Here is a 21,162-nt window from a genome sequence, read left to right as displayed (position 1 = left end):
CATCGATCACGTTCCGCACGTCCCTCAACGCGTGACGTGCGCGCTCGCACACGGGCGCACGCCGTGCACCATTTGCGCCCGCGCGACTGCACCGCAACGGATCGCGCATGCTGCACGACGCGTCACGCGCACCACGCCGACGCCCCACGCCACCCCGCACAGGCACGCCCGGCGTGCATCCGTGCGACTGGCACATGCCTTGCGTTAGTCGGATGCCGGCGCCGTCATGGCGCACGCCTACCAAACACGTCAAGGGGAACTCGATGAAACGTCGCAGTCTGCTGAAGTTCGGTTCGATGGCCGGTGCACTCGCGCTGGCGGGCAAGAGTCCGTTTGCGCACGCGGCCGATGCGGGCACGGGTCCGATCAAGGTCGGTATCCTGCATTCGCTGTCGGGCACGATGGCGATCTCCGAAACGTCGCTGAAGGACACGGCGCTGATGACGATCGCCGACATCAACAAGAGCGGCGGCGTGATGGGCCGCAAGCTCGAGCCCGTGGTCGTCGACCCCGCATCGAACTGGCCGCTGTTCGCGGAGAAGGCGCGCCAGCTGCTCACGCAGGACAAGGTCGCATGCGTGTTCGGCTGCTGGACGTCGGTGTCGCGCAAGTCGGTGCTGCCGGTGTTCGAGGAACTGAACGGCCTGCTCTACTACCCGGTGCAATATGAAGGCGAGGAAATGTCGCGCAACGTGTTCTACACGGGCGCCGCGCCGAATCAGCAGGCGATCCCCGCCGTCGAGTACCTGATGAGCGCGGAAGGCGGCGGCGCCAAACGATTCTTCCTGCTCGGCACCGACTATGTGTATCCGCGCACGACCAACAAGATCCTGCGCGCGTTCCTGAAATCGAAAGGCGTCAAGGACGCCGACATTCAGGAGGTCTACACGCCGTTCGGACACAGCGACTACCAGACGATCGTCGCGAACATCAAGAACTTCGCGCAGGGCGGCAAGACGACCGTGGTCTCGACGATCAACGGCGATTCGAACGTGCCGTTCTACAAGGAGCTCGGCAACCAGGGGATCAAGGCGACCGACGTGCCGGTGGTCGCGTTCTCGGTCGGCGAGGAAGAGCTGCGCGGGATCGACACGAAGCCGCTCGTCGGCCATCTCGCCGCCTGGAACTACTTCATGTCGGTGAAGAACCCGACGAACACGAAGTTCAAGGACCAGTTCGCCGCGTGGGTGAAGGCGAACAATCTGCCAGGCGGCGCGAAGCGCGTGACCAACGATCCGATGGAAGCGACCTACGTCGGCATCCACATGTGGAAGCAGGCGGTCGAGAAGGCGAAGAGCACCGACGTCGACAAGGTGCGCGTCGCGATGATCGGACAGACGGTTGCCGCGCCGTCGGGCTTCACGCTCTCGATGGACGGCAACCATCACCTGCACAAGCCGGTGATGATCGGCGAGATCCGCGGCGACGGGCAGTTCAACGTCGTGTGGAAGACGAAGACGGTCGTGCGCGCGCAGCCGTGGAGCCCGTTCATCGCGGGCAACCAGGGCAAGCCGGACATCGTCAGCTCGATCCCGGCGTTCCTGCGCCGGCAGCGCGCGGCGCTCGCCTGATGCGATGCGGAGCGCCGCGCACCGGCGTGGCGCTCCGTTCGCAGGCCGGTGCAGGCACGCCGCCGCGATTGCGGTAACGCGCCGCTCTCGCTCGCGCACCGCCACACGCGTTCGCTTTCCCACGCCCGACAGGATTTCTCGATGCCTACACGCTTTCGCCGCGCCGCCGTCGCGGTCGTCGCCTGTGCCGCGCTGACGGGCGCGCTGCCGCACGCCGCGTTCGCCCTGACGGCGGCCGATACCGCCGCGCTTGCCGGCGACGACTTCGACGCGAAAACGGCCGCGATCGAACATCTCGCCGCCGATGCCGATCCGCGCGCCGTCGCGTTGCTCAATGCGCTGTCGACCGGCGACGCGCTCGCGACCGGCGACGGACACCTGCTGATCCAGACCGGCGACACGGCGCACGACGCGCTCACGCAGGCCGCGACGCCGGCCGGCGACGCGCAGCCCGTGATGCTGAACAACCTGCTGCGCACGAAGATCGCGGGCGCGCTGTCGGGTCTCGCTCTCGCGTCGCCGGATGTCGCCGCGCGTCGCGACGCGATCGACGCGCTGCTGAAGTCGCCCGACCCGGCGCTCAAGCCGATGATCGAGCGCGCCCGCGCCAAGGAAACCGATCCGGCATTGAAACGCCGCCTCGACGCACTGTGGGCGATCGCCGCGCTGCACGACGCCGATCCGGCGAAGCGTCTCGAAGCCGTGCAGGTGGTGGCCGCGCGCCACGATCTCGACATGATCGAGCAATTGCGCCCGCTCGTCGCACAGAACGCTGACGGCAGCCATGCGGAGCCCGACGCGCGCGTGCGCGACGCCGCGCAGCAAGGACTCGATGCATTGCACACGCTGCAGCGCCGCGGCGAGATCGCGGGCACCGTGTTCGCGGGCCTGTCGCTCGGCAGCGTGCTGCTGCTCGCGGCGCTCGGCCTCGCGATCACGTACGGGCTGATCGGCGTGATCAACATGGCGCACGGCGAATTCCTGATGATCGGTGCGTACGCAACCTATGTCGTGCAGACGCTGATCCAGCGCTATGCGCCGGCCGCGTTCGACTGGTATCCGCTCGTTGCGGTGCCGGTGTCGTTCGCGGCGGCGGCGCTGGTGGGCATCGTGCTCGAGCGGCTCGTGCTGCGGCACCTGTACGGCCGCCCGCTCGAGACGCTGCTCGCGACGTTCGGCGTGAGCCTGATCCTGATCCAGGCCACGCGCATGCTGTTCGGCGCGCAGAACGTGCAGGTCGTGAACCCGTCGTGGATGAGCGGCGGCGTGACCGTGATGCAGAACCTGATCCTGCCGTACAACCGGCTCGCGATCCTCGCGTTCGCGCTCGCGGTCGTGTGCGTCGCCTGGGGCGTGCTGACGAAGACCCGGCTCGGCCTGTTCGTGCGCGCGGTCACGCAGAACCGCCGGATGGCCGCGTGCGTCGGCGTGAAGACCGCTCGCGTCGACGCGTATGCGTTCGCGTTCGGCGCGGGCATCGCGGGCCTCGGCGGGTGCGCGCTGTCGCAGATCGGCAACGTGGGCCCCGACCTCGGGCAAAACTACATCATCGATTCGTTCATGGCGGTCGTGCTCGGCGGCGTCGGCCAGATCGCCGGCACCGTGCTCGGCGGCTTCGGGCTCGGCCTCGTCAGCAAGGCGATCGAGCCGTTCTGGGGCGCAGTGCTCGCGAAGATCGCGGTGCTCGTGATGATCGTGCTGTTCATCCAGAAACGTCCGCAGGGCATGTTCGCCCCGAAGGGACGCAGCGCGGAGGCCTGACATGACTTCAATCACCGATTCGTTGTCGAATCCGGTCGCCGGCGCGCCGAAGCCCGCCGCAACCGCGCGTGCCGAAGACGGTTTCGCGCTCGGCCTGCCGCCCCGCCCCGCGCTGCTGTCGCGCCGCGCATGGCTTGCGCTCGTCGCGCTGTGCGTCGCGATCGGCATCGGCGTGCCGCTCGCCGCGCTGGTCGCGCCCGAGTCGAGCGCGTTCCACCTGTCAGCGTATGCGATGACGCTCGCCGGCAAGCTGATGTGCTACGCGATCGCCGCGCTCGCGCTCGATCTCGTGTGGGGCTACTGCGGAATCCTGAGCCTCGGCCATGGCCTGTTCTTCGCGCTCGGCGGTTATGCGATCGGCATGTACCTGATGCGCGAGATCGGCCGCGACGGCAAATACGGCAGCGACCTGCCCGACTTCATGGTGTTCCTCGACTGGCATCAGCTGCCCTGGTACTGGAGCGGCACGCAGCATCTCGCGTGGGCGCTCGCGCTGGTCGTGCTCGTGCCGGCCGTGCTCGCATGGGTGTTCGGCTTCTTCACGTTCCGCTCGCGCGTGAAGGGCGTGTACCTGTCGATCATCACGCAAGCGCTGACGTTCGCCGCGATGCTGCTGTTCTTTCGCAACGAGACGGGCTTCGGCGGCAACAACGGCTTCACCGACTTCAAGCGCATCGCAGGCTTCTCCGTCACGTCGCCCGGCACGCGCACGGTGCTGTTGCTGCTGACCTTCGCGACGCTCGTGCTCGCGTTCATCGCCGCGCGCGCGATCGTCACCAGCAAGCTCGGGCGCGTGGTCACCGCGGTGCGCGACGGCGAGACACGGCTGATGTTCCTCGGTTACAGCCCGCTCGCGTACAAACTGTTCGTATGGACGCTGTCGGCCGTGCTGTGCGGTATCGCGGGCGCGTTGTACGTGCCGCAGGTCGGCATCATCAACCCCGGCGAGATGTCGCCCGGCAACTCGATCGAAATGGCGATCTGGGTCGCGGTGGGCGGGCGCGGGACGCTGATCGGTCCGATCGTCGGCGCATTCGCGGTGAACGGCGCGAAGAGCCTCTTTACCGCGTACTTCGCCGAATACTGGCTGTTCTTTCTCGGGCTGATCTTCGTGCTCGTGCCGCTCTTGCTGCCGCGCGGCATCATGGGCCTCGTGGACACGCTGCTCGCAAAGGGGAAACGCGCATGAACGGCACGGCCCTCTACCAGTTCACGCCACCGGCCGAGGACGAGCTGCTGGCCGTCAGCGGCACCGCATCGATGGGCCGCGTGGTGCCGCCCGGCATCGACACGTCGCACGGCACGATCCTCTATCTCGAGGACATCGAGGTGAGCTTCGACGGCTTTCGCGCGCTGAACAAGCTGTCGCTCGCGATCGACGCGGGCGAACTGCGCTGCGTGATCGGCCCGAACGGCGCGGGCAAGACGACGATGATGGACGTGATCACCGGCAAGACGCGACCCGATGCGGGCAAGGTTTTTCTCGGCCAGACCATCGACCTCGCGAGGATGAATGAACCCGAGATCGCACGTGCGGGGATCGGCCGCAAGTTCCAGAAGCCGACCGTGTTCGAACAGCATCCGGTGTGGGAAAACCTCGAACTGGCGATGCAGACCGACAAGGGCTGGCTCGCGTCGCTGCGCGCGCGGCTCGATCGCGCCGCACAGGCGAAGATCGAGGAGACGCTCGCGCTGATCGGCCTCGAAAGCGACGCGTATCGCGCGGCCGGCGAGCTGTCGCACGGGCAGAAGCAGCGGCTCGAGATCGGCATGCTGCTGATGCAGCGCCCGGCTCTGTTGCTGCTCGACGAGCCGGCCGCCGGAATGACCGACCACGAGACGATGGAACTCGCGAAGCTGCTGAACACGCTGCGCGGCACCTGCTCGATGATGGTCGTCGAACACGACATGGAATTCGTCGCGGCGCTCGCGGGCGACACGGGCCGCGTGACGGTGATGGCCGAAGGCGCGGTGCTCGCGCAAGGCACGCTCGACCAGGTCAAGCGTGACGACGCGGTGATCGAGTCCTACCTCGGACGGTAATCCAATGCTGAAGATCGATGCACTGAACCAGTACTACGGCGGCAGCCATATCCTGCGCAACGTGACGCTTGCCGCCGACGACGGCAAGCTCACCGTGCTGCTCGGCCGCAACGGCGTCGGCAAGAGCACGCTGCTGCGCTGCCTGATGGGGGTCGTCGCCGCGAAAAGCGGCAGCGTGTCGTGGCGCGGCACGGCGCTCGGCGCGCTGCCGCCGTATGCGCGCGTCGCGGCCGGCCTCGCGTACGTGCCGCAGGGTCGCGACATCTTTCCGCGGCTGACCGTCGAGGAGAACCTGCTCGTCGGCGCGGCGAGCCGCAAGGCGCCGTCGAAAGTGCCCGATCGCATCTACGACCTGTTCCCGGTGCTGAAGGACATGCGGGCGCGACGCGGCGGCGACCTGTCGGGCGGCCAGCAGCAGCAGCTCGCGATCGGCCGCGCGCTGATGAGCGAGCCGCAGCTGCTGATCCTCGACGAGCCGACCGAGGGCATCCAGCCGTCGATCATCCAGGACATCGGCCGCACGCTGCGCCAGCTCGTCGACGAATCGAAAATGACCGTGCTGCTCGTCGAGCAGTATTACGACTTCGCGCGCTCGATCGCGGACCATTACTGGGTGATGAGCCGCGGCGAGGTCATCGCGGGCGGCGATGCGCGCGACATGGAAACGAACGGTGTGCGCGAACTGATCGCGGTGTGAGCGGCGGCACGGCAGCGCGCACGGGCGGCCGGTTCGCGGTGCGGCCGCACGCCGCGCTTCCAACGAACGCGGCATCTGCATTATTGTTCCGGTAGCATCCACGTTCTTCGCGCCCGTTTCCGTCGTTTCCCGCTCGCCGCCGATGTCCGCCCCCGACTCCCACGCCCCGCTGTCCCGCCCCGCCGTCGCCAAGTCGTGGCGCGGCCGTCTCGAACTCGGCTTCGAACGGCACGGCGCGCGCACGACGCTCGTCCACCGGCTGCACGACGGCCCGTTGCGCGTCCAGCGGCCGCTGTATCCGGAGGGCGACGCGATCTGTCACGCGGTCATCGTTCACCCGCCGGGCGGCGTCGCGGGCGGCGACCGACTCGAGATCGACATCACGCTCGGCGACGGCACGCACGCGGTGCTGACGACACCCGGCGCGACCAAGTGGTACAAGTCGAACGGGCTCGACGCGACGCAGCGCATCGGCATCACGGTCGGCGAGCACGCGAAGCTCGACTGGCTGCCGCAAAACAATCTGTTCTTCGACGCGGCCCACGCCGCGCTCGACTTCACGGTAACGCTCGGCGCCGGCGCGAGCGCGATCGGCTGGGACGCGACGCAGCTCGGCCGGCAGGCGGCCGGCGAAACGTGGTCGGCGGGCCGCATCGCGTCGGGTTCGGCACTCGTCGATGCCGATGGACGGCCGCTATGGACCGAGCGCGCGCTGCTCGACGCGCACGATCCGCTGCGCAGCGCACTGCAGGGTCTCGCCGGCTTTCCCGTGTACGGCACGCTGTGGGCGGTTGGCACCGCGTGCGATGCCGCGCTCGCCGAAGCGCTCGCCGTGCGGATGCCGTTCGACGACACCCTGCGCGCGGGCGCGACCTGCGTGACGCCGGGCGTCGTGCTGGTGCGCGCGGTATCGACGTCGATGGAAGCACTGCAGCATCACTTCGCCGACTGCTGGCTTTACCTGCGGCCGCTCGTGCACGGCGTCGACGCACGGCCGCTGCGCCTCTGGCAGACCTGAGCGCCCGGCCCGGCACGCACCGTTTCGGCGCAGCCGCGCCGCCTACCCTGCCCACGATTCATGCATCGCGCACCACGATCGCGCATCGAGACGCGTTCCATCGGCATGGCACGCGCCTTGCTGCTTACATAACGGCTACACGACGCACGAAAAACGGCGCGGTGCTACGATGGCCCGCGCCCCGGCCGGAACCCCGCGCACCGATAAAAATTACGTTTTCCTGAACGATTGCCTTCATGAAACTGACTCCCCGAGAAAAGGACAAGCTGCTGATCTTCACGGCGGCGCTGCTGGCCGAGCGCCGCCGCGCGCGCGGGCTGAAGCTCAACTACCCGGAAGCGGTCGCGTTCATCACCGCCGCGTTGATGGAAGCCGCGCGCGACGGCAAGACCGTCGCCGAGGTGATGCACTACGGCACGACGCTGCTCACGCGCGACGACGTGATGGAAGGCGTGCCCGAGATGATCCCCGACATCCAGGTCGAGGCGACCTTCCCCGACGGCACCAAGCTCGTCACCGTCCACCACCCGATTCCGTGACCGAGGTAGCACGCATGATCCCCGGCGAAATCCTCACCGACGACGGCGAGCACGAACTGAATGCAGGCCGTGCGACGCGCTCGCTCGTCGTCGCGAACACCGGCGACCGCCCTGTGCAGGTCGGCTCGCATTACCACTTCTTCGAAGTCAACGACGCGCTGTCGTTCGACCGCGCGGCCGCGCGCGGCTTCCGGCTCAACATCGCGGCCGGCACGGCCGTGCGCTTCGAGCCGGGCCAGACGCGCACCGTCGAGCTGGTCGAGCTGGCCGGCGAACGCGCCGTCTACGGTTTTCAGGGCAAGGTGATGGGGCCGCTGTAAGCCGCGCCCCGCTCTTCAGGAACAGCACATGACATTACGCTTGAGCCGCCGCGCATACGCGGAAATGTTCGGGCCGACGACGGGCGACCGCGTGCGGCTCGCCGATACCGAACTGCTGATCGAGATCGAACGCGACTTCACGACCTACGGCGAGGAAGTGAAATTCGGCGGCGGGAAGGTGATCCGCGACGGCATGGGCCAGTCGCAGCGCGTGGCCGCCGACGTGCCCGACACGGTCATCACGAACGCGGTGATCCTCGATCATTGGGGCATCGTGAAGGCCGACATCGCGATCAAGCACGGCCGCATCGCGGCGATCGGCAAGGCCGGCAATCCGGACATCCAGCCGGGCGTGACGATCGCCATTGGCGCCGCGACCGAAGTGATCGCCGGCGAAGGGCTGATCGTGACCGCGGGCGGCATCGACACGCACATCCACTTCATCAGCCCGCAGCAGATCGACGAGGCGCTCGCGTCGGGTGTCACGACGATGCTCGGCGGCGGCACGGGGCCGGCCACCGGCACCAATGCGACGACCTGCACGCCGGGCCCGTGGCACATGGAGCGGATGCTGCAGGCCGCCGACGGCTGGCCGATCAACCTCGGCTTTCTCGGCAAGGGCAACGCGAGCCTGCCGCAGCCGCTCGTCGAACAGATCGCAGCCGGCGCGATCGGGCTGAAGTTGCACGAGGACTGGGGCACGACACCCGCCGCGATCGACAACTGCCTTTCCGTCGCCGATGACACCGACACGCAGGTCGCGATCCACACCGACACGCTGAACGAAGCCGGCTTCGTCGAATCGACGGTCGCCGCGTTCAAGGGCCGCACGATCCACACGTATCACACCGAAGGCGCGGGCGGCGGCCATGCGCCCGACATCCTGAAGGTGTGCGGCGAGGCGAACGTGCTGCCGTCGTCGACCAACCCGACGCGCCCGTACACGATCAACACGCTCGACGAGCATCTCGATATGCTGATGGTGTGCCATCACCTCGATCCGTCGATTGCCGAGGATCTCGCGTTCGCGGAATCGCGGATCCGCCGCGAGACGATCGCGGCCGAGGACATCCTGCACGATCTCGGCGCGCTGTCGATGCTGTCGTCCGATTCGCAGGCGATGGGCCGCGTCGGCGAAGTGATCATCCGCACCTGGCAGACCGCGCACAAGATGAAGGTGCAGCGCGGCGCGCTACCGGAAGACAACGCGCGCAACGACAACTTCCGCGCGAAGCGCTACGTCGCGAAATACACGATCAACCCGGCGATCACGCACGGGATCGCGCATGAAGTCGGTTCGATCGAGCCCGGCAAGTGGGCCGACCTCGTGCTGTGGGAGCCGGCGTTCTTCGGGATCAAGCCGTCGATGATCCTGAAGGGCGGGATGATCGCGGTCGCGCAGATGGGCGACCCGAACGCGTCGATCCCGACGCCGCAGCCCGTCCATTATCGCGAGATGTTCGCGACGCGTGGCGGCGCACTCGCGCGCACGTCGCTGACCTTCGTGTCGCAGATGGCCGCCGATGCCGGCATCGCCGAACGCTACGGACTCGCGAAGCGCATCGTGCCGGTGCGCAACTGCCGCAACGTGACGAAGGCCGACATGATCCACAACGCGTGGCGTCCGTCGATCAGCGTCGATCCCGAAACCTACGACGTGATCGCCGACGGCCAGCTGCTCACCTGCGAGCCGGCGTCGGTGCTGCCGATGGCGCAGCGCTATTTCCTGTTCTGATTTCCGGTTTTCGCTCCATGCGCACCCTCGACAAACGCATTGCCCCGAACGTGAAGCTCGCCGCGTCGCTCGTCGCGCGTGCGCCGACGCTCACGCTCGCCTATGACGCCCGCTGCAAGAGCCGCCTCGCGGCGACGCTCGACACGGGCGAGGACGTCGCGGTCCTGCTGCCGCGCGGCACCGTGCTGCGCGACGGCGACGTGCTCGTCGCCGACGACGGCGCGCTCGTGCGAATCGCCGCAGCGCCCGAGACCGTGCTGCTCGTGCGCGCGGCCGACCCGCTCACGCTGATGCGCGCCGCGTATCACCTCGGCAATCGTCACACGCCGGTCGAGATCGGCGACGGCTATCTGAAGCTCGAAGCCGATCCGGTGCTTGCCGACATGCTGCGCCGGCTCGGCACGCAGGTCGACGAAGCGAGCGCACCGTTCCAGCCGGAAGCCGGTGCGTACGGCGGCGGCCACAAGCACGGGCACGATGCCACGTTCGCCGAGGATTACGCGCTCGCGCAGCAGGTATTCGGCGAACACCACGGCCACTCGCACGACCACGATCACGATCACGATCACGATCACGATCACCAGCATGGTCCGGGCTGCTCGCACGGCCACCACGGTCATGACCACCACTGAACTCGTCGCGCTGCTGCATCTCGCGTCGCCCGCGCTGCCGATCGGTGCGTACAGCTATTCGCAGGGACTCGAAGCCGCGCTCGACGCGAACCTGATCCGCGATGCCGACACCGCGCGCGACTGGATCGCCAGCGGGCTGACCGACGTGCTCGCGCACGGCGAGCTGCCGTTCCTCGCGCACCAGCTCGCGCGCTGGCAGGCGCACGACGCGGACGCGCTCGCTCGCGAAAACGCATGGTTCGTCGCGAGCCGCGAATCGGCGGAATTACGCCGCGAGACCGAGCAGATGGGCTGGTCGCTCGTGCAGCTTTGCGCATCGCTCGAATGGGGCGATGCCTCGCGCCGCGCGACGCTCGCGTCGCTGTCGCCGGTCGCACTGCCGACCGCATTCGCCTACGCGGCCGCCGCTCACGACGCCGGTGCCGACGCCACGCTCGCCGCGTACGCATTCGGCTGGGTCGAGAACCAGACGTCGGCCGCGCTGAAGGCCGTGCCGCTCGGCCAGCTCGCGGGCCAGCGCATCATCGTCGCGCTGCGCGGCGCGATCGACGCGGCCGTACGCCGCGCGCTTGCGACACCACCCGACGCCATCAACACGTTCGCGCCGCAGCTCGGCATCCTGTCCGCGCGGCACGAAGCCCAGTACTCGCGGTTGTTCCGCTCCTGAACCCGACCCACACCATGAACGCACCCGCTCCCTCCTCCGCCCGCCGCACGAAGAAACTGCCGCCGCTGCGCGTCGGCATCGGCGGCCCCGTCGGCTCCGGCAAGACCACACTGCTCGAAATGCTGTGCAAGGCGATGCGCGAGCGCTACGACCTCGTCGCGATCACGAACGACATCTATACGAAGGAAGACCAGCGCCTGCTGACGGTCGCGGGCGCGCTGCCCGAGGAACGCATCATGGGCGTCGAGACGGGCGGCTGCCCGCACACGGCGATCCGCGAGGATGCGTCGATCAACCTCGAGGCCGTCGACCGGATGCTGTCGCGCTTTCCGGACGCCGACATCGTGTTCATCGAGTCGGGCGGCGACAATCTCGCGGCGACGTTCAGCCCCGAATTGTCGGACCTGACGATCTACGTGATCGACGTCGCCGGCGGCGAGAAAATTCCGCGCAAGGGCGGCCCCGGCATCACGAAATCCGACCTGCTCGTGATCAACAAGACCGATCTCGCGCCGCTCGTCGGGGCGAACCTCGACGTGATGGCCTCGGACACGAAGAAGATGCGTGGCGAGCGACCTTACGTGATGACGAACCTGAAGGCGCTCGAAGGCCTCGCCGACGTCGTCGCGTTCATCGAGAAGAAGGGATTGTTGACGGTGTAAACGGCGGCGCGGCGGCCCGCTGCCGCCTCGTCTGCCCGGGGCGGCCTTGCGCCGCCCGCTCAGTCGCCGGATGCTTCCGACGCGTCCGTTGCGCCGGGCATCGCGCCGCTGCCGCGCTCGACCGGCGGCAGCAACGCCGCGAGCACGTCGACCGAGCGCGCGGTCGCGCCGCGATGACGCGACGCGAACGCGGCACCGGCCGCGCCCATCGCGATACGGCGCGCGTGATCGGCGAACAGCGCGTCGAGCACATGCGCGAGATCGAGCGGATCCGCGACCTGCATCGCCGCGCCGGCCGCGACCGCATCGGCGGTCGCCTGCGTGAAGTTGAACACGTGCGGGCCGATCAGCACCGGCACGCCGACCGCACACGCCTCGATGAGATTCTGCCCGCCGAGCGGCAGCAGGCTGCCGCCGATGAACGCGACGTCGCTGGCCGCGTAGTACGCGCCGAGTTCACCCATCGAATCGCCGAGCAGCACCGTCACGTCGGCCGGCAGCGGTTCGGCCGCGGCGGGCCGGCCGGCCGCGCGCGCCGCCGCGTCCGCGCCCCACGCTGAACGCCGCACGCACTTGAATCCGTTGCGCGCGACGAGCGCCTCGACTTCGGCGAAACGCTGCGGATGACGCGGCACGAGAATCAGCAGCGCACCGGGCGTCTTCATCGCCGCGAATGCCTGCAGCACCAGCGCCTCTTCGTTCTCGCGCGTGCTTGCTGCGACCCACACGGGCCGCGTGCCGATCGCGTCGCGCCATGCGTGGCCGCGCGCCGCCAGCTCCGGCGGCGTCGTCATGTCGAACTTAAGGTTGCCCAGCACCGTCACGTTACGCGCGCCGAGCGACGTCAGCCGCTCCGCGTCGGCCGGGCTCTGCGCGAGCACGCGCGAGAAACCGCCGAACACGTCGCGCGTCGCCGCGCCGAACTTCGCCGCGCGCCGATGCGAGCGCGCGGACATCCGCGCGTTGGTCAGCACGAGCGGCACGTCCGCGCGGCGGCACTCGTCGATCAGCGTCGGCCACACCTCGGTTTCCATCACGAGGCCGAGCGTCGGCCGCCATGCGCGCAGGAAGCGCCGCACCGCGCCCGGCATGTCGTACGGCAGGTAGCAGCGCAGCACGCGGTCGCCGAAGATCTGCTCGCCGGTCGCGCGGCCGCTCGGCGTCATGTGCGTGAGCAGGATGCGCGCGTCGGGACGTGCGCGCATCAGCGCGTCGATCAGCGGCTGCGCGGCGCGCGTCTCGCCGACCGACACCGCATGCACCCAGATCAGCGGCGCGCGATCGTCCGGTGAACGGCCGGCGACGTGGCCGAAGCGCTCGCCGATGTGCTCGCGATAGCCGCGCTCCTTGCGCGAGCGCACGCAGAGCCGGATGACCGCGATCGGTGCGACGAGCCACCACAGCGCGCGATAGATCGCCCTCAGCATGAGCGGACTCCGTCACCGCGGAGGATGCGGTGCGCGCTCAAACCAGCGCCCTGCCCTGCAGGCGCTCGAGAATCCCGAGCGGCGCGCATTCGCGACGCACCATCGCGTCGACCGGCAGGAAGAAGGTCTGCTCGAGCATGAACTGGCCGGACATCACAGCGTGCGAAGTCTGATCCGAGAAACATATCCACACGCTGCCCGGCGGAAACGGCATCGTCTGCTGCGGGCAGGTCTTCTGGTAGTCGAGATCGGCCTTCATGCTGTCGTGCAGGTTCAGCATCAGGTGGTCGTACGCGCTGCGCGGCGACTTCGTCACGTGCAGCAGGTTCAGCAGCCACGCCGAACCCGGGAACTGCGGCCGGATCTTCGGCAGGAAGCGCTTCGCGACGTCCTCGAACGGCTCGCCGACGCGCCATACGCGCGGCTGGCCGGCCGGGTTCACGTTCGTGAACACGCGCAGGATCCGCTCGCCGTAGTTCGGCCGCGACGGGAACGCGTCGACGTGCAGCCGGCTGTCGTCCTTGCGCCACGACGTCTGGCGCGTCTCGACCTGCATCAGCCGCAGGCTCGTCGGCGCGACGCGCAGCTTGCCGCGATATTCGGGAAAGAGGCCGTCGACGAGCGTGCCAGCCTGCTGCTGGAAGCGCGCGACCAGCGCGCGTACGGCCGACTGCGTGACGCTGTCGCCGAGCACGCCGGCGAGCGCACCGCCGTTCGGCGCGAGGCTGATGTTCTTGCGTTTGGGATCGGCGAGCGCCGGATCGAGCAGCGCTTCCTCGCCGCCTTCGATCGCGAAGCGCAGGTGCGGGAAATACAGCACCTTGCCTTCCTCGACCGCGGCGAGCAGTTGCTCGCGCGGCGCCGACAGGTTGTGTCCGCTCCAGTCGGCGGACGGGACTACGATGATCTGGGATTCGCTCATGATCGGTTCGCGTGCGTGACGGGCAGGGCAGGCATGACGGGCATCACAGCAGACCGAAGCCCGCGAGCACCGCCTTCACCTGCGAGATCGACGGCGGCTGCCCCGCCGTGCCGAGATTGACGACGTTCGGCGACCAGTAACCGCCGGTGCGCCAGGCCGTCGCGAAATTGTACAGTTCGACCGTCGGACGCTTCAGCGCGGCCGCGATGTGAACCAGACCTGTATCAACCCCGACCGTCGCGGCTGCGCCGTCGATCAGGCCGACGACGGCCGGCAGCGACAGTTTCGGCGGCACGATCGCCGCCGCGCCGAACTCCTTCGCGAGCCGCTCGCTGGTCGCGCGCTCCGCGTCGTTGCCCCACGGCAGCACGAGCGACGCGCCGCGCCGCACGAGCGCCTGGCCGAGCTCGATCCAGGCGGCGTCCGGCCACTGCTTGTCGGCGCGCGACGTCGCATGCACGAACACCACGTACGGCACCGGCAGGTTCAGGCCGAGCGCCGCGACCGCGAGCGCCGCCGCACGCGTATCGAGGCCGAAGTCGACCGGATCGGCCGGCGTCGGCGCCGGGTCGCCCAGCGCGGCCGCGACCAGCTGGCGCGAACGTTCGACCACGTGCGTGCGCGGTGCGATCGGCACGCGCTTGCGATAAAAGAAGCGCACCGGCCATTCGTAGCCCGCGCCGTCGGTGCGGTTGCCGAGGCCCGCGAGCGGGCCGCGCGCCCAGCTCGCGACCCAGGCCGTCTTGATGAGACCCTGGCAGTCGATCACGAGGTCGTACTGCTCGGCCGCGAGGCGCTTGCGAAACGCGCGGATCTCGCGCCACGTCGCACCCGAGAGCGGCTTCTTGCGCCAGCGGCGCAGCGAGAACGGCAGCACGTCGCGCACACCGTCGACGAGCCGCACGAGGTCGACGAAGCTCTCCTCGACGAGCCAGTCGATCTGCGCGTCGGGGTGGCGGCGCCGGATATCGGCGATCACGGGCATGTTGTGCACGACGTCGCCCAGCGACGACACGCGCACGATCAGAATCTTTTGCACGCTGAAAAAACGCCGGCGGACGGCCGGCGACAGGCATAAAGACGCGATTTTATCGCGCCCGGGGGACCACACAGGCAAAAAGCGGCCGCACGCCGTCGGCGTGCGCCGCTTTTCGGGAATGGCGCGACGATCCTTCGACCATCGTCGCGCCGGCGGCGGCCCGCAGGCCGCCCAGGCTCAGAACGGCAGCTTGACGTCCGGCTTCGCGGCCGTCAGCACGCGGCGGAAGTCCGCCTGGATGCGCGCGAGCCCTTCCTGCGTCTCCGATTCGAAACGCATCACGACGACCGGCGTCGTGTTCGACGAACGCGCGAGGCCGAAGCCGTCCGGGTACTCGACACGCAGCCCGTCGATCGTCACGACTTCGTCGGCGCCGTCGAACTTCGCTTCCTTCTGCAGCTTCTCGATCAGGCGGAAGTTCTCGCCTTCGTCGAGCCAGAGCTGCAGCTCCGGCGTGCTCATCGCGTCCGGCAGCGCATTGAGCACCGCGCTCGGATCGGCCGTCTTCGCGAGGATCTCGAGCAGGCGCGCGCCCGTGTAGAGACCGTCATCGAAGCCGTACCAGCGATCCTTGAAGAACACGTGGCCGCTCATCTCGCCCGCGAGCGGTGCGCCCGTCTCGCGCAGCTTCGCCTTGACCAGCGAATGGCCCGTCTTCCACATCAGCGGCTCGCCGCCCTTCGCCTTCACCCACTGCGCGAGATGGCGCGTGCACTTCACGTCGTAGATGATCTGCGCGCCCGGGTTGCGCGACAGCACTTCCTCCGCGAACAGCATCAGCTGGCGGTCCGGGAAGATGATCTGGCCGTCCTTCGTGACGACGCCGAGGCGGTCGCCGTCGCCGTCGAACGCGAAGCCGAGCTCGGCGTCGGTGTCCTTCAGCGCCTGGATCACGTCCTGCAGGTTTTCCGGGTGCGCGGGATCGGGATGGTGGTTCGGGAACGTGCCGTCGATGTCGGTGAAACGCTCGACGAGCGTGCAGCCGAGCGCCTTGAACAGGCGCGTCGCGAGCGGGCCCGCGACGCCGTTGCCGGCGTCGACCACGAGCTTCAGCGGGCGCGCGAGCTTCACGTCGCCGACGATGCGCTCGATGTACTGGTCGGCGACGTCGAATGCCTCGTACGAGCCGCTGCCCGTCTCATAGCGCTCGTCGACGATGCGACGGTACAGCGCCTGGATCTGCTCGCCGTAGATCGCCGCGCCGCGCAGCACCATCTTGAAGCCGTTGTAGTCCGGCGGGTTGTGGCTGCCCGTGACGACGATGCACGAATCGACGCGACGCTCGCCGCCCTTCAGCGGAAGCGGCACGCTCGCCGCGAAATAGCCGACCGGCGTGGGCACCATGCCGACGTCGACGACGTCGACGCCCGCCGCACGCAGGCCATCGGCAAGTGCGCCGACGAGCTCGGGCCCCGACAGGCGGCCGTCGCGCGCGACGACGACCGCGTCGCCGCCCTGTGCGCGCACTTCGCTGCCGAATGCCCGGCCGATCCCGCGCGCCGTGTCGGCGTCGAGCGTCTTGCCGACCACACCGCGAATGTCATATGCCTTGAAGATGGATTGGGAGATCATCGATTCTCTCTCGGTTGCGTGCATGGAAAATAATCTGGCCGCCTTTCGCGCATGCCCGGCATCATACATGCGGGCCCGGCGCTGCAAGGAACGGGACGGCTGGAGCGGCCCCGATCCAACTTATAATCGCGGGTTTTGATGACGCGGATTCCGTCCATTTTAATGCCTAGCCGTTCCGCCGCCGCCACCCTGCCGCCCCCGGGCGCCCTGCCGGCCGCCTCGCGCGCGCGCGGCTGCCCCGCATGCTGAAGCGATTCGGCAACCCGGACGTCGCGAAGGCCGTCGCGAATCTCGTCTGGCTGGGGCTCGAGCGGCTCACGCAGATCGGCGTCGCGATCGCGATCAGCGGTCTTCTGGCCCGTTATTTCGGGCCGGACGTGTTCGGCAAATGGCAGTATGCGAATACGCTTCTCCTCGTACTGGCACCGCTCACCTGGGTGTGCGGCGCCGAAATCCTGGTTCCGACCATCGTCCACCGACCGCCCGCACAACTCGGCGCGGTGCTCGGCAGCGCATTCGCGCTGCGCATCGGCGTGTCCGCCGCAGCGCTCGTCGCGACCTGGATCGCGATCGGCGCCGGCGCGTTCGACCCGCTCGTCGGCGCGATGCTCGCGGGCCTCGCGGTCACGATGGTGTTCCGCGAGCCGTTCGTCGGCGTGATCAACGCGTGGCTGCAGAGCATGACCTACAGCAAGCCGCAGCTCGTGACCAGCATGCTCACCGCGCTGGCGAAGGCGCTGCTCGTCTGGCTGCTGGTCCGCGCGGCCGCCGGCCCCGCCCGCTTCGCGTGGCTGTGGGCGCTGGAGGCCGCCGCGATCGGCTTCGCGCTGCTGCTCTACTACCGCCATCGTAACGGCGGCACGCTCGGCTGGACGTTCGACAAACCGCTGTTCGGGCACTTTGCCACCGCCGGCACCGTGTTCTGGCTCGGCCTGATCTGCATGTATCTGTTCCTGAAGCTCGACCGCCTGATGCTCGAGCGTCACGTGTCGTTCGCCGACCTCGGCCGCTATTCCGCGGCCCAGCAGCTCAACGAGAACTGGATCACACTCGCACTGATGCTCGCGCAGACCATCGCGCCCGCGTTCGTGTACCGCGTGCAGGACATCGCGCGGCTGCGCCGCAACATCGTCCGGCTGATCGCGATGACCGCCGGCCTGATGACGGCCGGCGCGCTGGTGCTGGACGCAGCCGCGCCGCTCATCGTCGGCAAGGTGTTCGGCCGCGGCTACGAGGCGTCGGTCGACATCTTCCGCTGGGCCGTCTGGCTGTCCGTGCCGGCCGGCATCGAGGCGATAGGCAATCTTATCGTTCTCAAATATCAAGCAAAATTCGTGTTGCTGGCGAAATGGGTGCTCGCGCTCGCGATCGCCGCGCTCGTCAACGTGTTCGCCATCCCCCGGCTCGGCCTGTACGGCGCGCTCGTCGGGCTGGCGGCCGGCTATGTTGCGGCCGCCGCCGTTAATTTTTATTACATTCGTCTCAAGCTGCGCCCATGACGCCTCCCGCTTGCCCGCCCCCGCTCGACGACGTGGCCGTGCTGATGCCGGCCTACAACGGCCACGACGACGTCGTCCGCACCCTCGCGTCGTTTCGCGAGGACGCGCCGGTGCACGTGCTGATCGTCGACGACGGCAGCACGCCGCCGATCGCGGCGCCCGACCTGCCCGGCCTCGTGGTCGAGGTGCTGCGCATGCCGCAAAACGGCGGCATCGAGCGCGCGCTCGAGGCCGGCATCGACGCGCTCGCGGCGCGCGGCTTCCGCTATGCCGCACGGATCGACGCCGGCGACCTCGCCGCGCCGCAGCGCCTCGCCAAAGAGCGCGCCTATCTCGATGCGCATCCGCGCGTGGCCTGCGTCGGCATGTGGACGCAGGTCGTGTCGCGTGCCGGCGAGCCGCGCTTCATGCTGACGCCGCCCGCCGATCCGCGCACGCTGCGCCGCACGCGCTTCCTGCGCTCGCCACTCGTGCATCCATCGGTCATGTTGCGCATCGACGCGGTGCGCGAAGTCGGCAACTATCGGGCGAAGTACCGCGCGGCCGAGGATCTCGATCTTTTTTTACGGTTAATGCAACGCTACGATTGCGCGAACCTGCCCGAGCTCGGCCTCTATTACGAGCTCAACGAGGGCGGGATCAGCGCGACCAAGCGCCGCCGCCAGCTGATATCGACGCTCTCGCTGCTGCTGCGACACTTCAACGTTCTGAACCCGTACGACTGGGCCGGCCTCGCCAAGAACCTGCTGCATTTCGTGACGCCGTACCGTACGTTGCAGCGGATCAAGCGGACGCTGTTCGCGGCGCGCCCGTCCGCCTAGCCCGCATCCGGCATTTTCGACGCTTTATTTTTTCTTTTTTTTCATGTCCGCTACCTCCTCGCTGCGCATCGCGCTCGTCTGCAACACGGCCTGGGCGATCTACACGTACCGCCACGGGCTGATCCGTGCGCTCGTCGCGCGCGGCGCCGAGGTCATCGTGATCGCGCCGCACGACCGCACGGTGCCGCTGCTCGAGCAGATGGGCTGCCGCTACGTCGCGCTCGCCGTCGCATCGAAAGGCACGAGCCCGCGCGAGGATCTCGGCACGCTTGCCGCGCTGGTGCGCCATTACCGCGCGCTCAAGCCCGATCTCGTGTTCCATTACACGATCAAGCCGAACATCTACGGGTCGATCGCGGCGTGGCTCGCGCGCGTGCCGTCGATCGCGGTCACGACAGGCCTCGGCTACGTGTTCATCCAGAAAAGCCGCGCGGCCAGTGTCGCGAAGCGCCTGTACCGTTTCGCGTTCCGCTTTCCGCGTGAAGTCTGGTTCCTGAACCGCGACGACCTCGCGACCTTCACCGACGAGCAACTGCTTGCGCACCCCGACCGGGCGCGCCTGCTGCACGGCGAAGGCGTCGACCTCGAACAGTTCGCACCGGTTCCGCTGCCCGCCGGCCGTGGCCCGGTCTTCATCCTGATCGGCCGGCTGCTGTGGGACAAGGGCGTGCGCGAATATGTCGAGGCCGCGCGCGTCGTGCGGGCCCGCTACCCGGACGCGCGCTTCCAGTTGCTCGGGCCGCTCGGCGTCGACAATCCGAGCGCGATCGGCCGCGCGGACGTCGACGCGTGGGTCGACGAAGGCGTCGTCGAGTATCTCGGCGAGGCGCACGACGTGCGCCCGCACATCGCGGCGGCCGACTGCGTCGTGCTGCCGTCGTACCGCGAGGGCGTGCCGCGCACGCTGATGGAAGCGTCCGCGATGGGCCGCCCGATCGTCGCGACCGACGTGCCGGGCTGCCGCGACGTCGTGGCCGATGGCGAAACGGGCTTCCTGTGCCGCGTGCGCGACAGCGCGAGCCTCGCCGAGCAGCTGATCCGCATGATCGCGTTGCAGCCGGAAGGACGCACGGCAATGGGTGCACGCGGTCGACTCAAGGTTGCAGCCGAATTCGACGAGCAGACAGTCGTCGATCGCTACAGGCGTACCATTCATACGTTGACAGGCATCACATTCTGAAGGAGCACATGAGCAATGAGCGCTAAAGGCACCATCCTCGTCACCGGCGGTGCGGGTTACATCGGTTCGCACACAACCGTCGAGCTGCTCGACTGTGGCTATGACGTCGTAATCGTCGACAACCTCGTCAACAGCAAGGCCGAATCCGTGCGCCGGATCGAACGCATCACCGGCAAGACACCGGCATTCCATCAGGTCGACGTGTGCGACGAAGCCGCGCTCATGAAAGTCTTCGACGCGCATCCGATCACCGCCACGATCCATTTCGCGGCGCTCAAGGCGGTCGGCGAATCGGTGGAGAAGCCACTCGAGTATTACCAGAACAACCTCGGCGGCTTGCTGACGGTCCTGAAGGTCATGCGCGAGCGGAATGTCAAGCAATTCGTGTTCAGTTCATCTGCAACCGTGTACGGCGTGCCGGAGCGCTCGCCGATCGACGAGTCGTTCCCGCTGTCCGCGACCAACCCATACGGCCAGTCCAAGCTGATCGCCGAGCAGATCCTTCGCGATCTCGAGGTATCGGACCCGTCGTGGCGCATCGCGACGCTACGCTACTTCAACCCGGTCGGCGCGCATGCGAGCGGGCTGATCGGCGAGGATCCGGCCGGCATCCCGAACAACCTGATGCCGTACGTCGCGCAGGTGGCGGTCGGCAAGCTCGAGAAGCTGCGCGTGTTCGGCTCCGACTACCCGACGCCGGACGGCACCGGCGTGCGCGACTACATCCACGTCGTCGATCTCGCGAAGGGGCACATCGCCGCGCTCGACGCGCTCGCGAAGCGCGATGCGAGCTTCGTCGTGAACCTCGGCACGGGCCAGGGCTACAGCGTGCTGGAGGTCGTGCGCGCGTTCGAGAAGGCGTCGGGCCGCCCGGTGCCGTACGAACTCGTCGCGCGCCGCCCCGGCGACATCGCCGAGTGCTACGCGAATCCGCAGGCCGCCGCCGACCTGATCGGCTGGCGTGCGACGCTCGGGATCGAGGAGATGTGCGCCGACCACTGGAAATGGCAGGAGGGGAACCCCCGCGGTTTTGTATAATCCGCTGTCCATTTTTCGA

Annotated in this window: 20 protein-coding genes; 16 read left to right on the top strand and 4 right to left on the bottom strand. The window is 68.3% G+C overall.

What is annotated here, in order from left to right:
- Nucleotides 1-263: 263 nt before the first annotated feature.
- From urtA to ureG, 12 genes are all read left to right on the top strand, one after another.
- Entirely contained in the window at nt 264-1,571 is a 1,308-nt protein-coding gene (urtA, locus tag ACT2FV_RS21175; RefSeq protein WP_059605640.1) for an urea ABC transporter substrate-binding protein, read from the top strand.
- A 141-nt stretch (nt 1,572-1,712) separates the two neighbouring features.
- Nucleotides 1,713-3,332: an urea ABC transporter permease subunit UrtB gene (gene urtB / locus ACT2FV_RS21170; protein WP_151048857.1), complete on the top strand. Its 1,620-nt coding sequence runs from the start codon at nt 1,713-1,715 to the stop codon at nt 3,330-3,332.
- A gap of 1 nt (nt 3,333) precedes the next feature.
- Entirely contained in the window at nt 3,334-4,521 is a 1,188-nt protein-coding gene (gene urtC, locus ACT2FV_RS21165; RefSeq protein WP_059605612.1) for an urea ABC transporter permease subunit UrtC, read from the top strand.
- Nucleotides 4,518-5,375: an urea ABC transporter ATP-binding protein UrtD gene (gene urtD, locus ACT2FV_RS21160; protein ID WP_059509652.1), complete on the top strand. Its 858-nt coding sequence runs from the start codon at nt 4,518-4,520 to the stop codon at nt 5,373-5,375. Before urtC ends, urtD begins: the two co-directional genes overlap by 4 nt.
- A gap of 4 nt (nt 5,376-5,379) precedes the next feature.
- The gene (urtE, locus tag ACT2FV_RS21155; RefSeq protein WP_124521600.1) at nt 5,380-6,072 is read left to right on the top strand and encodes an urea ABC transporter ATP-binding subunit UrtE; all 693 of its coding nucleotides are present in this window, start codon (nt 5,380-5,382) and stop codon (nt 6,070-6,072) included.
- Between the two features lie 142 nt (nt 6,073-6,214).
- Nucleotides 6,215-7,090, top strand: a complete 876-nt coding sequence (locus tag ACT2FV_RS21150) for an urease accessory protein UreD (RefSeq protein ID WP_444504741.1) — start codon at nt 6,215-6,217, stop codon at nt 7,088-7,090.
- A 236-nt stretch (nt 7,091-7,326) separates the two neighbouring features.
- Entirely contained in the window at nt 7,327-7,629 is a 303-nt protein-coding gene (ureA, locus tag ACT2FV_RS21145) for an urease subunit gamma (RefSeq protein ID WP_006048588.1), read from the top strand.
- A gap of 14 nt (nt 7,630-7,643) precedes the next feature.
- The gene (locus ACT2FV_RS21140) at nt 7,644-7,949 is read left to right on the top strand and encodes an urease subunit beta (protein ID WP_059455900.1); all 306 of its coding nucleotides are present in this window, start codon (nt 7,644-7,646) and stop codon (nt 7,947-7,949) included.
- A gap of 28 nt (nt 7,950-7,977) precedes the next feature.
- On the top strand, nt 7,978-9,684 hold the full coding sequence (ureC, locus tag ACT2FV_RS21135; protein ID WP_124629646.1) for an urease subunit alpha: 1,707 nt from the start codon (nt 7,978-7,980) through the stop codon (nt 9,682-9,684).
- A gap of 17 nt (nt 9,685-9,701) precedes the next feature.
- The gene (gene ureE / locus ACT2FV_RS21130; protein ID WP_444504740.1) at nt 9,702-10,316 is read left to right on the top strand and encodes an urease accessory protein UreE; all 615 of its coding nucleotides are present in this window, start codon (nt 9,702-9,704) and stop codon (nt 10,314-10,316) included.
- A complete protein-coding gene (locus ACT2FV_RS21125; RefSeq protein WP_444504739.1) occupies nt 10,303-10,983 on the top strand; it encodes an urease accessory protein UreF in 681 nt (226 codons plus the stop codon). Before ureE ends, ACT2FV_RS21125 begins: the two co-directional genes overlap by 14 nt.
- 14 nt (nt 10,984-10,997) lie before the next feature.
- Nucleotides 10,998-11,645, top strand: a complete 648-nt coding sequence (gene ureG, locus ACT2FV_RS21120; RefSeq protein ID WP_059605594.1) for an urease accessory protein UreG — start codon at nt 10,998-11,000, stop codon at nt 11,643-11,645.
- Between the two features lie 59 nt (nt 11,646-11,704).
- Here the strand turns inward: ureG and waaA are convergent, their stop codons facing one another.
- The 4 genes from waaA to ACT2FV_RS21100 all read right to left on the bottom strand — a co-directional run bounded on the left by waaA (nt 11,705) and on the right by ACT2FV_RS21100 (nt 16,605).
- Nucleotides 11,705-13,072, bottom strand: coding sequence for a lipid IV(A) 3-deoxy-D-manno-octulosonic acid transferase (waaA, locus tag ACT2FV_RS21115; RefSeq protein WP_444504738.1), 1,368 nt, complete (start codon nt 13,070-13,072; stop codon nt 11,705-11,707).
- 37 nt (nt 13,073-13,109) lie between these two features.
- A complete protein-coding gene (locus ACT2FV_RS21110; RefSeq protein ID WP_444504737.1) occupies nt 13,110-13,994 on the bottom strand; it encodes a Kdo hydroxylase family protein in 885 nt (294 codons plus the stop codon).
- 43 nt (nt 13,995-14,037) lie between these two features.
- Nucleotides 14,038-15,033, bottom strand: a complete 996-nt coding sequence (waaC, locus tag ACT2FV_RS21105; protein ID WP_059605585.1) for a lipopolysaccharide heptosyltransferase I — start codon at nt 15,031-15,033, stop codon at nt 14,038-14,040.
- Between the two features lie 177 nt (nt 15,034-15,210).
- Complete coding sequence (locus tag ACT2FV_RS21100; RefSeq protein WP_151048430.1) at nt 15,211-16,605, bottom strand: phosphomannomutase/phosphoglucomutase; 1,395 nt, start codon at nt 16,603-16,605, stop codon at nt 15,211-15,213.
- A gap of 242 nt (nt 16,606-16,847) precedes the next feature.
- On the opposite strand from ACT2FV_RS21100, the gene ACT2FV_RS21095 reads away from it, so the two are divergent.
- From ACT2FV_RS21095 to galE, 4 genes are read left to right on the top strand one after another with little or no spacing between them, the layout of a single operon-like run.
- Nucleotides 16,848-18,104, top strand: a complete 1,257-nt coding sequence (locus tag ACT2FV_RS21095; protein ID WP_444504736.1) for a lipopolysaccharide biosynthesis protein — start codon at nt 16,848-16,850, stop codon at nt 18,102-18,104.
- Nucleotides 18,101-18,925, top strand: coding sequence for a glycosyltransferase (locus ACT2FV_RS21090; protein WP_151048432.1), 825 nt, complete (start codon nt 18,101-18,103; stop codon nt 18,923-18,925). Before ACT2FV_RS21095 ends, ACT2FV_RS21090 begins: the two co-directional genes overlap by 4 nt.
- Before the next feature lie 43 nt (nt 18,926-18,968).
- A complete protein-coding gene (locus ACT2FV_RS21085) occupies nt 18,969-20,105 on the top strand; it encodes a glycosyltransferase family 4 protein (RefSeq protein ID WP_059605568.1) in 1,137 nt (378 codons plus the stop codon).
- Between the two features lie 15 nt (nt 20,106-20,120).
- Nucleotides 20,121-21,143 (top strand): UDP-glucose 4-epimerase GalE, encoded by a 1,023-nt coding sequence (galE, locus tag ACT2FV_RS21080; RefSeq protein WP_444504735.1) that lies wholly within the window; start codon nt 20,121-20,123, stop codon nt 21,141-21,143.
- Nucleotides 21,144-21,162: the final 19 nt, after the last annotated feature.

This window comes from Burkholderia sp. PR2 (assembly GCF_052372875.1).
Taxonomy (GTDB): Bacteria; Pseudomonadota; Gammaproteobacteria; order Burkholderiales; family Burkholderiaceae; genus Burkholderia; species Burkholderia diffusa.
Note: the sequence above shows the minus strand (reverse complement) of the source record. Positions and strands in the feature narration are given on the sequence as shown.

Coding starts and splice junctions, on each gene's coding strand:
- urtA (WP_059605640.1), top strand. CDS start 264: ATGAAACGTCGCAGTCTGCTGAAGTTCGGTTCGATGGCCGGTGCACTC.
- urtB (WP_151048857.1), top strand. CDS start 1,713: ATGCCTACACGCTTTCGCCGCGCCGCCGTCGCGGTCGTCGCCTGTGCC.
- urtC (WP_059605612.1), top strand. CDS start 3,334: ATGACTTCAATCACCGATTCGTTGTCGAATCCGGTCGCCGGCGCGCCG.
- urtD (WP_059509652.1), top strand. CDS start 4,518: ATGAACGGCACGGCCCTCTACCAGTTCACGCCACCGGCCGAGGACGAG.
- urtE (WP_124521600.1), top strand. CDS start 5,380: ATGCTGAAGATCGATGCACTGAACCAGTACTACGGCGGCAGCCATATC.
- ACT2FV_RS21150 (WP_444504741.1), top strand. CDS start 6,215: ATGTCCGCCCCCGACTCCCACGCCCCGCTGTCCCGCCCCGCCGTCGCC.
- ureA (WP_006048588.1), top strand. CDS start 7,327: ATGAAACTGACTCCCCGAGAAAAGGACAAGCTGCTGATCTTCACGGCG.
- ACT2FV_RS21140 (WP_059455900.1), top strand. CDS start 7,644: ATGATCCCCGGCGAAATCCTCACCGACGACGGCGAGCACGAACTGAAT.
- ureC (WP_124629646.1), top strand. CDS start 7,978: ATGACATTACGCTTGAGCCGCCGCGCATACGCGGAAATGTTCGGGCCG.
- ureE (WP_444504740.1), top strand. CDS start 9,702: ATGCGCACCCTCGACAAACGCATTGCCCCGAACGTGAAGCTCGCCGCG.
- ACT2FV_RS21125 (WP_444504739.1), top strand. CDS start 10,303: ATGACCACCACTGAACTCGTCGCGCTGCTGCATCTCGCGTCGCCCGCG.
- ureG (WP_059605594.1), top strand. CDS start 10,998: ATGAACGCACCCGCTCCCTCCTCCGCCCGCCGCACGAAGAAACTGCCG.
- waaA (WP_444504738.1), bottom strand. CDS start 13,072: ATGCTGAGGGCGATCTATCGCGCGCTGTGGTGGCTCGTCGCACCGATC.
- ACT2FV_RS21110 (WP_444504737.1), bottom strand. CDS start 13,994: ATGAGCGAATCCCAGATCATCGTAGTCCCGTCCGCCGACTGGAGCGGA.
- ACT2FV_RS21100 (WP_151048430.1), bottom strand. CDS start 16,605: ATGATCTCCCAATCCATCTTCAAGGCATATGACATTCGCGGTGTGGTC.
- ACT2FV_RS21095 (WP_444504736.1), top strand. CDS start 16,848: ATGCTGAAGCGATTCGGCAACCCGGACGTCGCGAAGGCCGTCGCGAAT.
- ACT2FV_RS21090 (WP_151048432.1), top strand. CDS start 18,101: ATGACGCCTCCCGCTTGCCCGCCCCCGCTCGACGACGTGGCCGTGCTG.
- ACT2FV_RS21085 (WP_059605568.1), top strand. CDS start 18,969: ATGTCCGCTACCTCCTCGCTGCGCATCGCGCTCGTCTGCAACACGGCC.
- galE (WP_444504735.1), top strand. CDS start 20,121: ATGAGCGCTAAAGGCACCATCCTCGTCACCGGCGGTGCGGGTTACATC.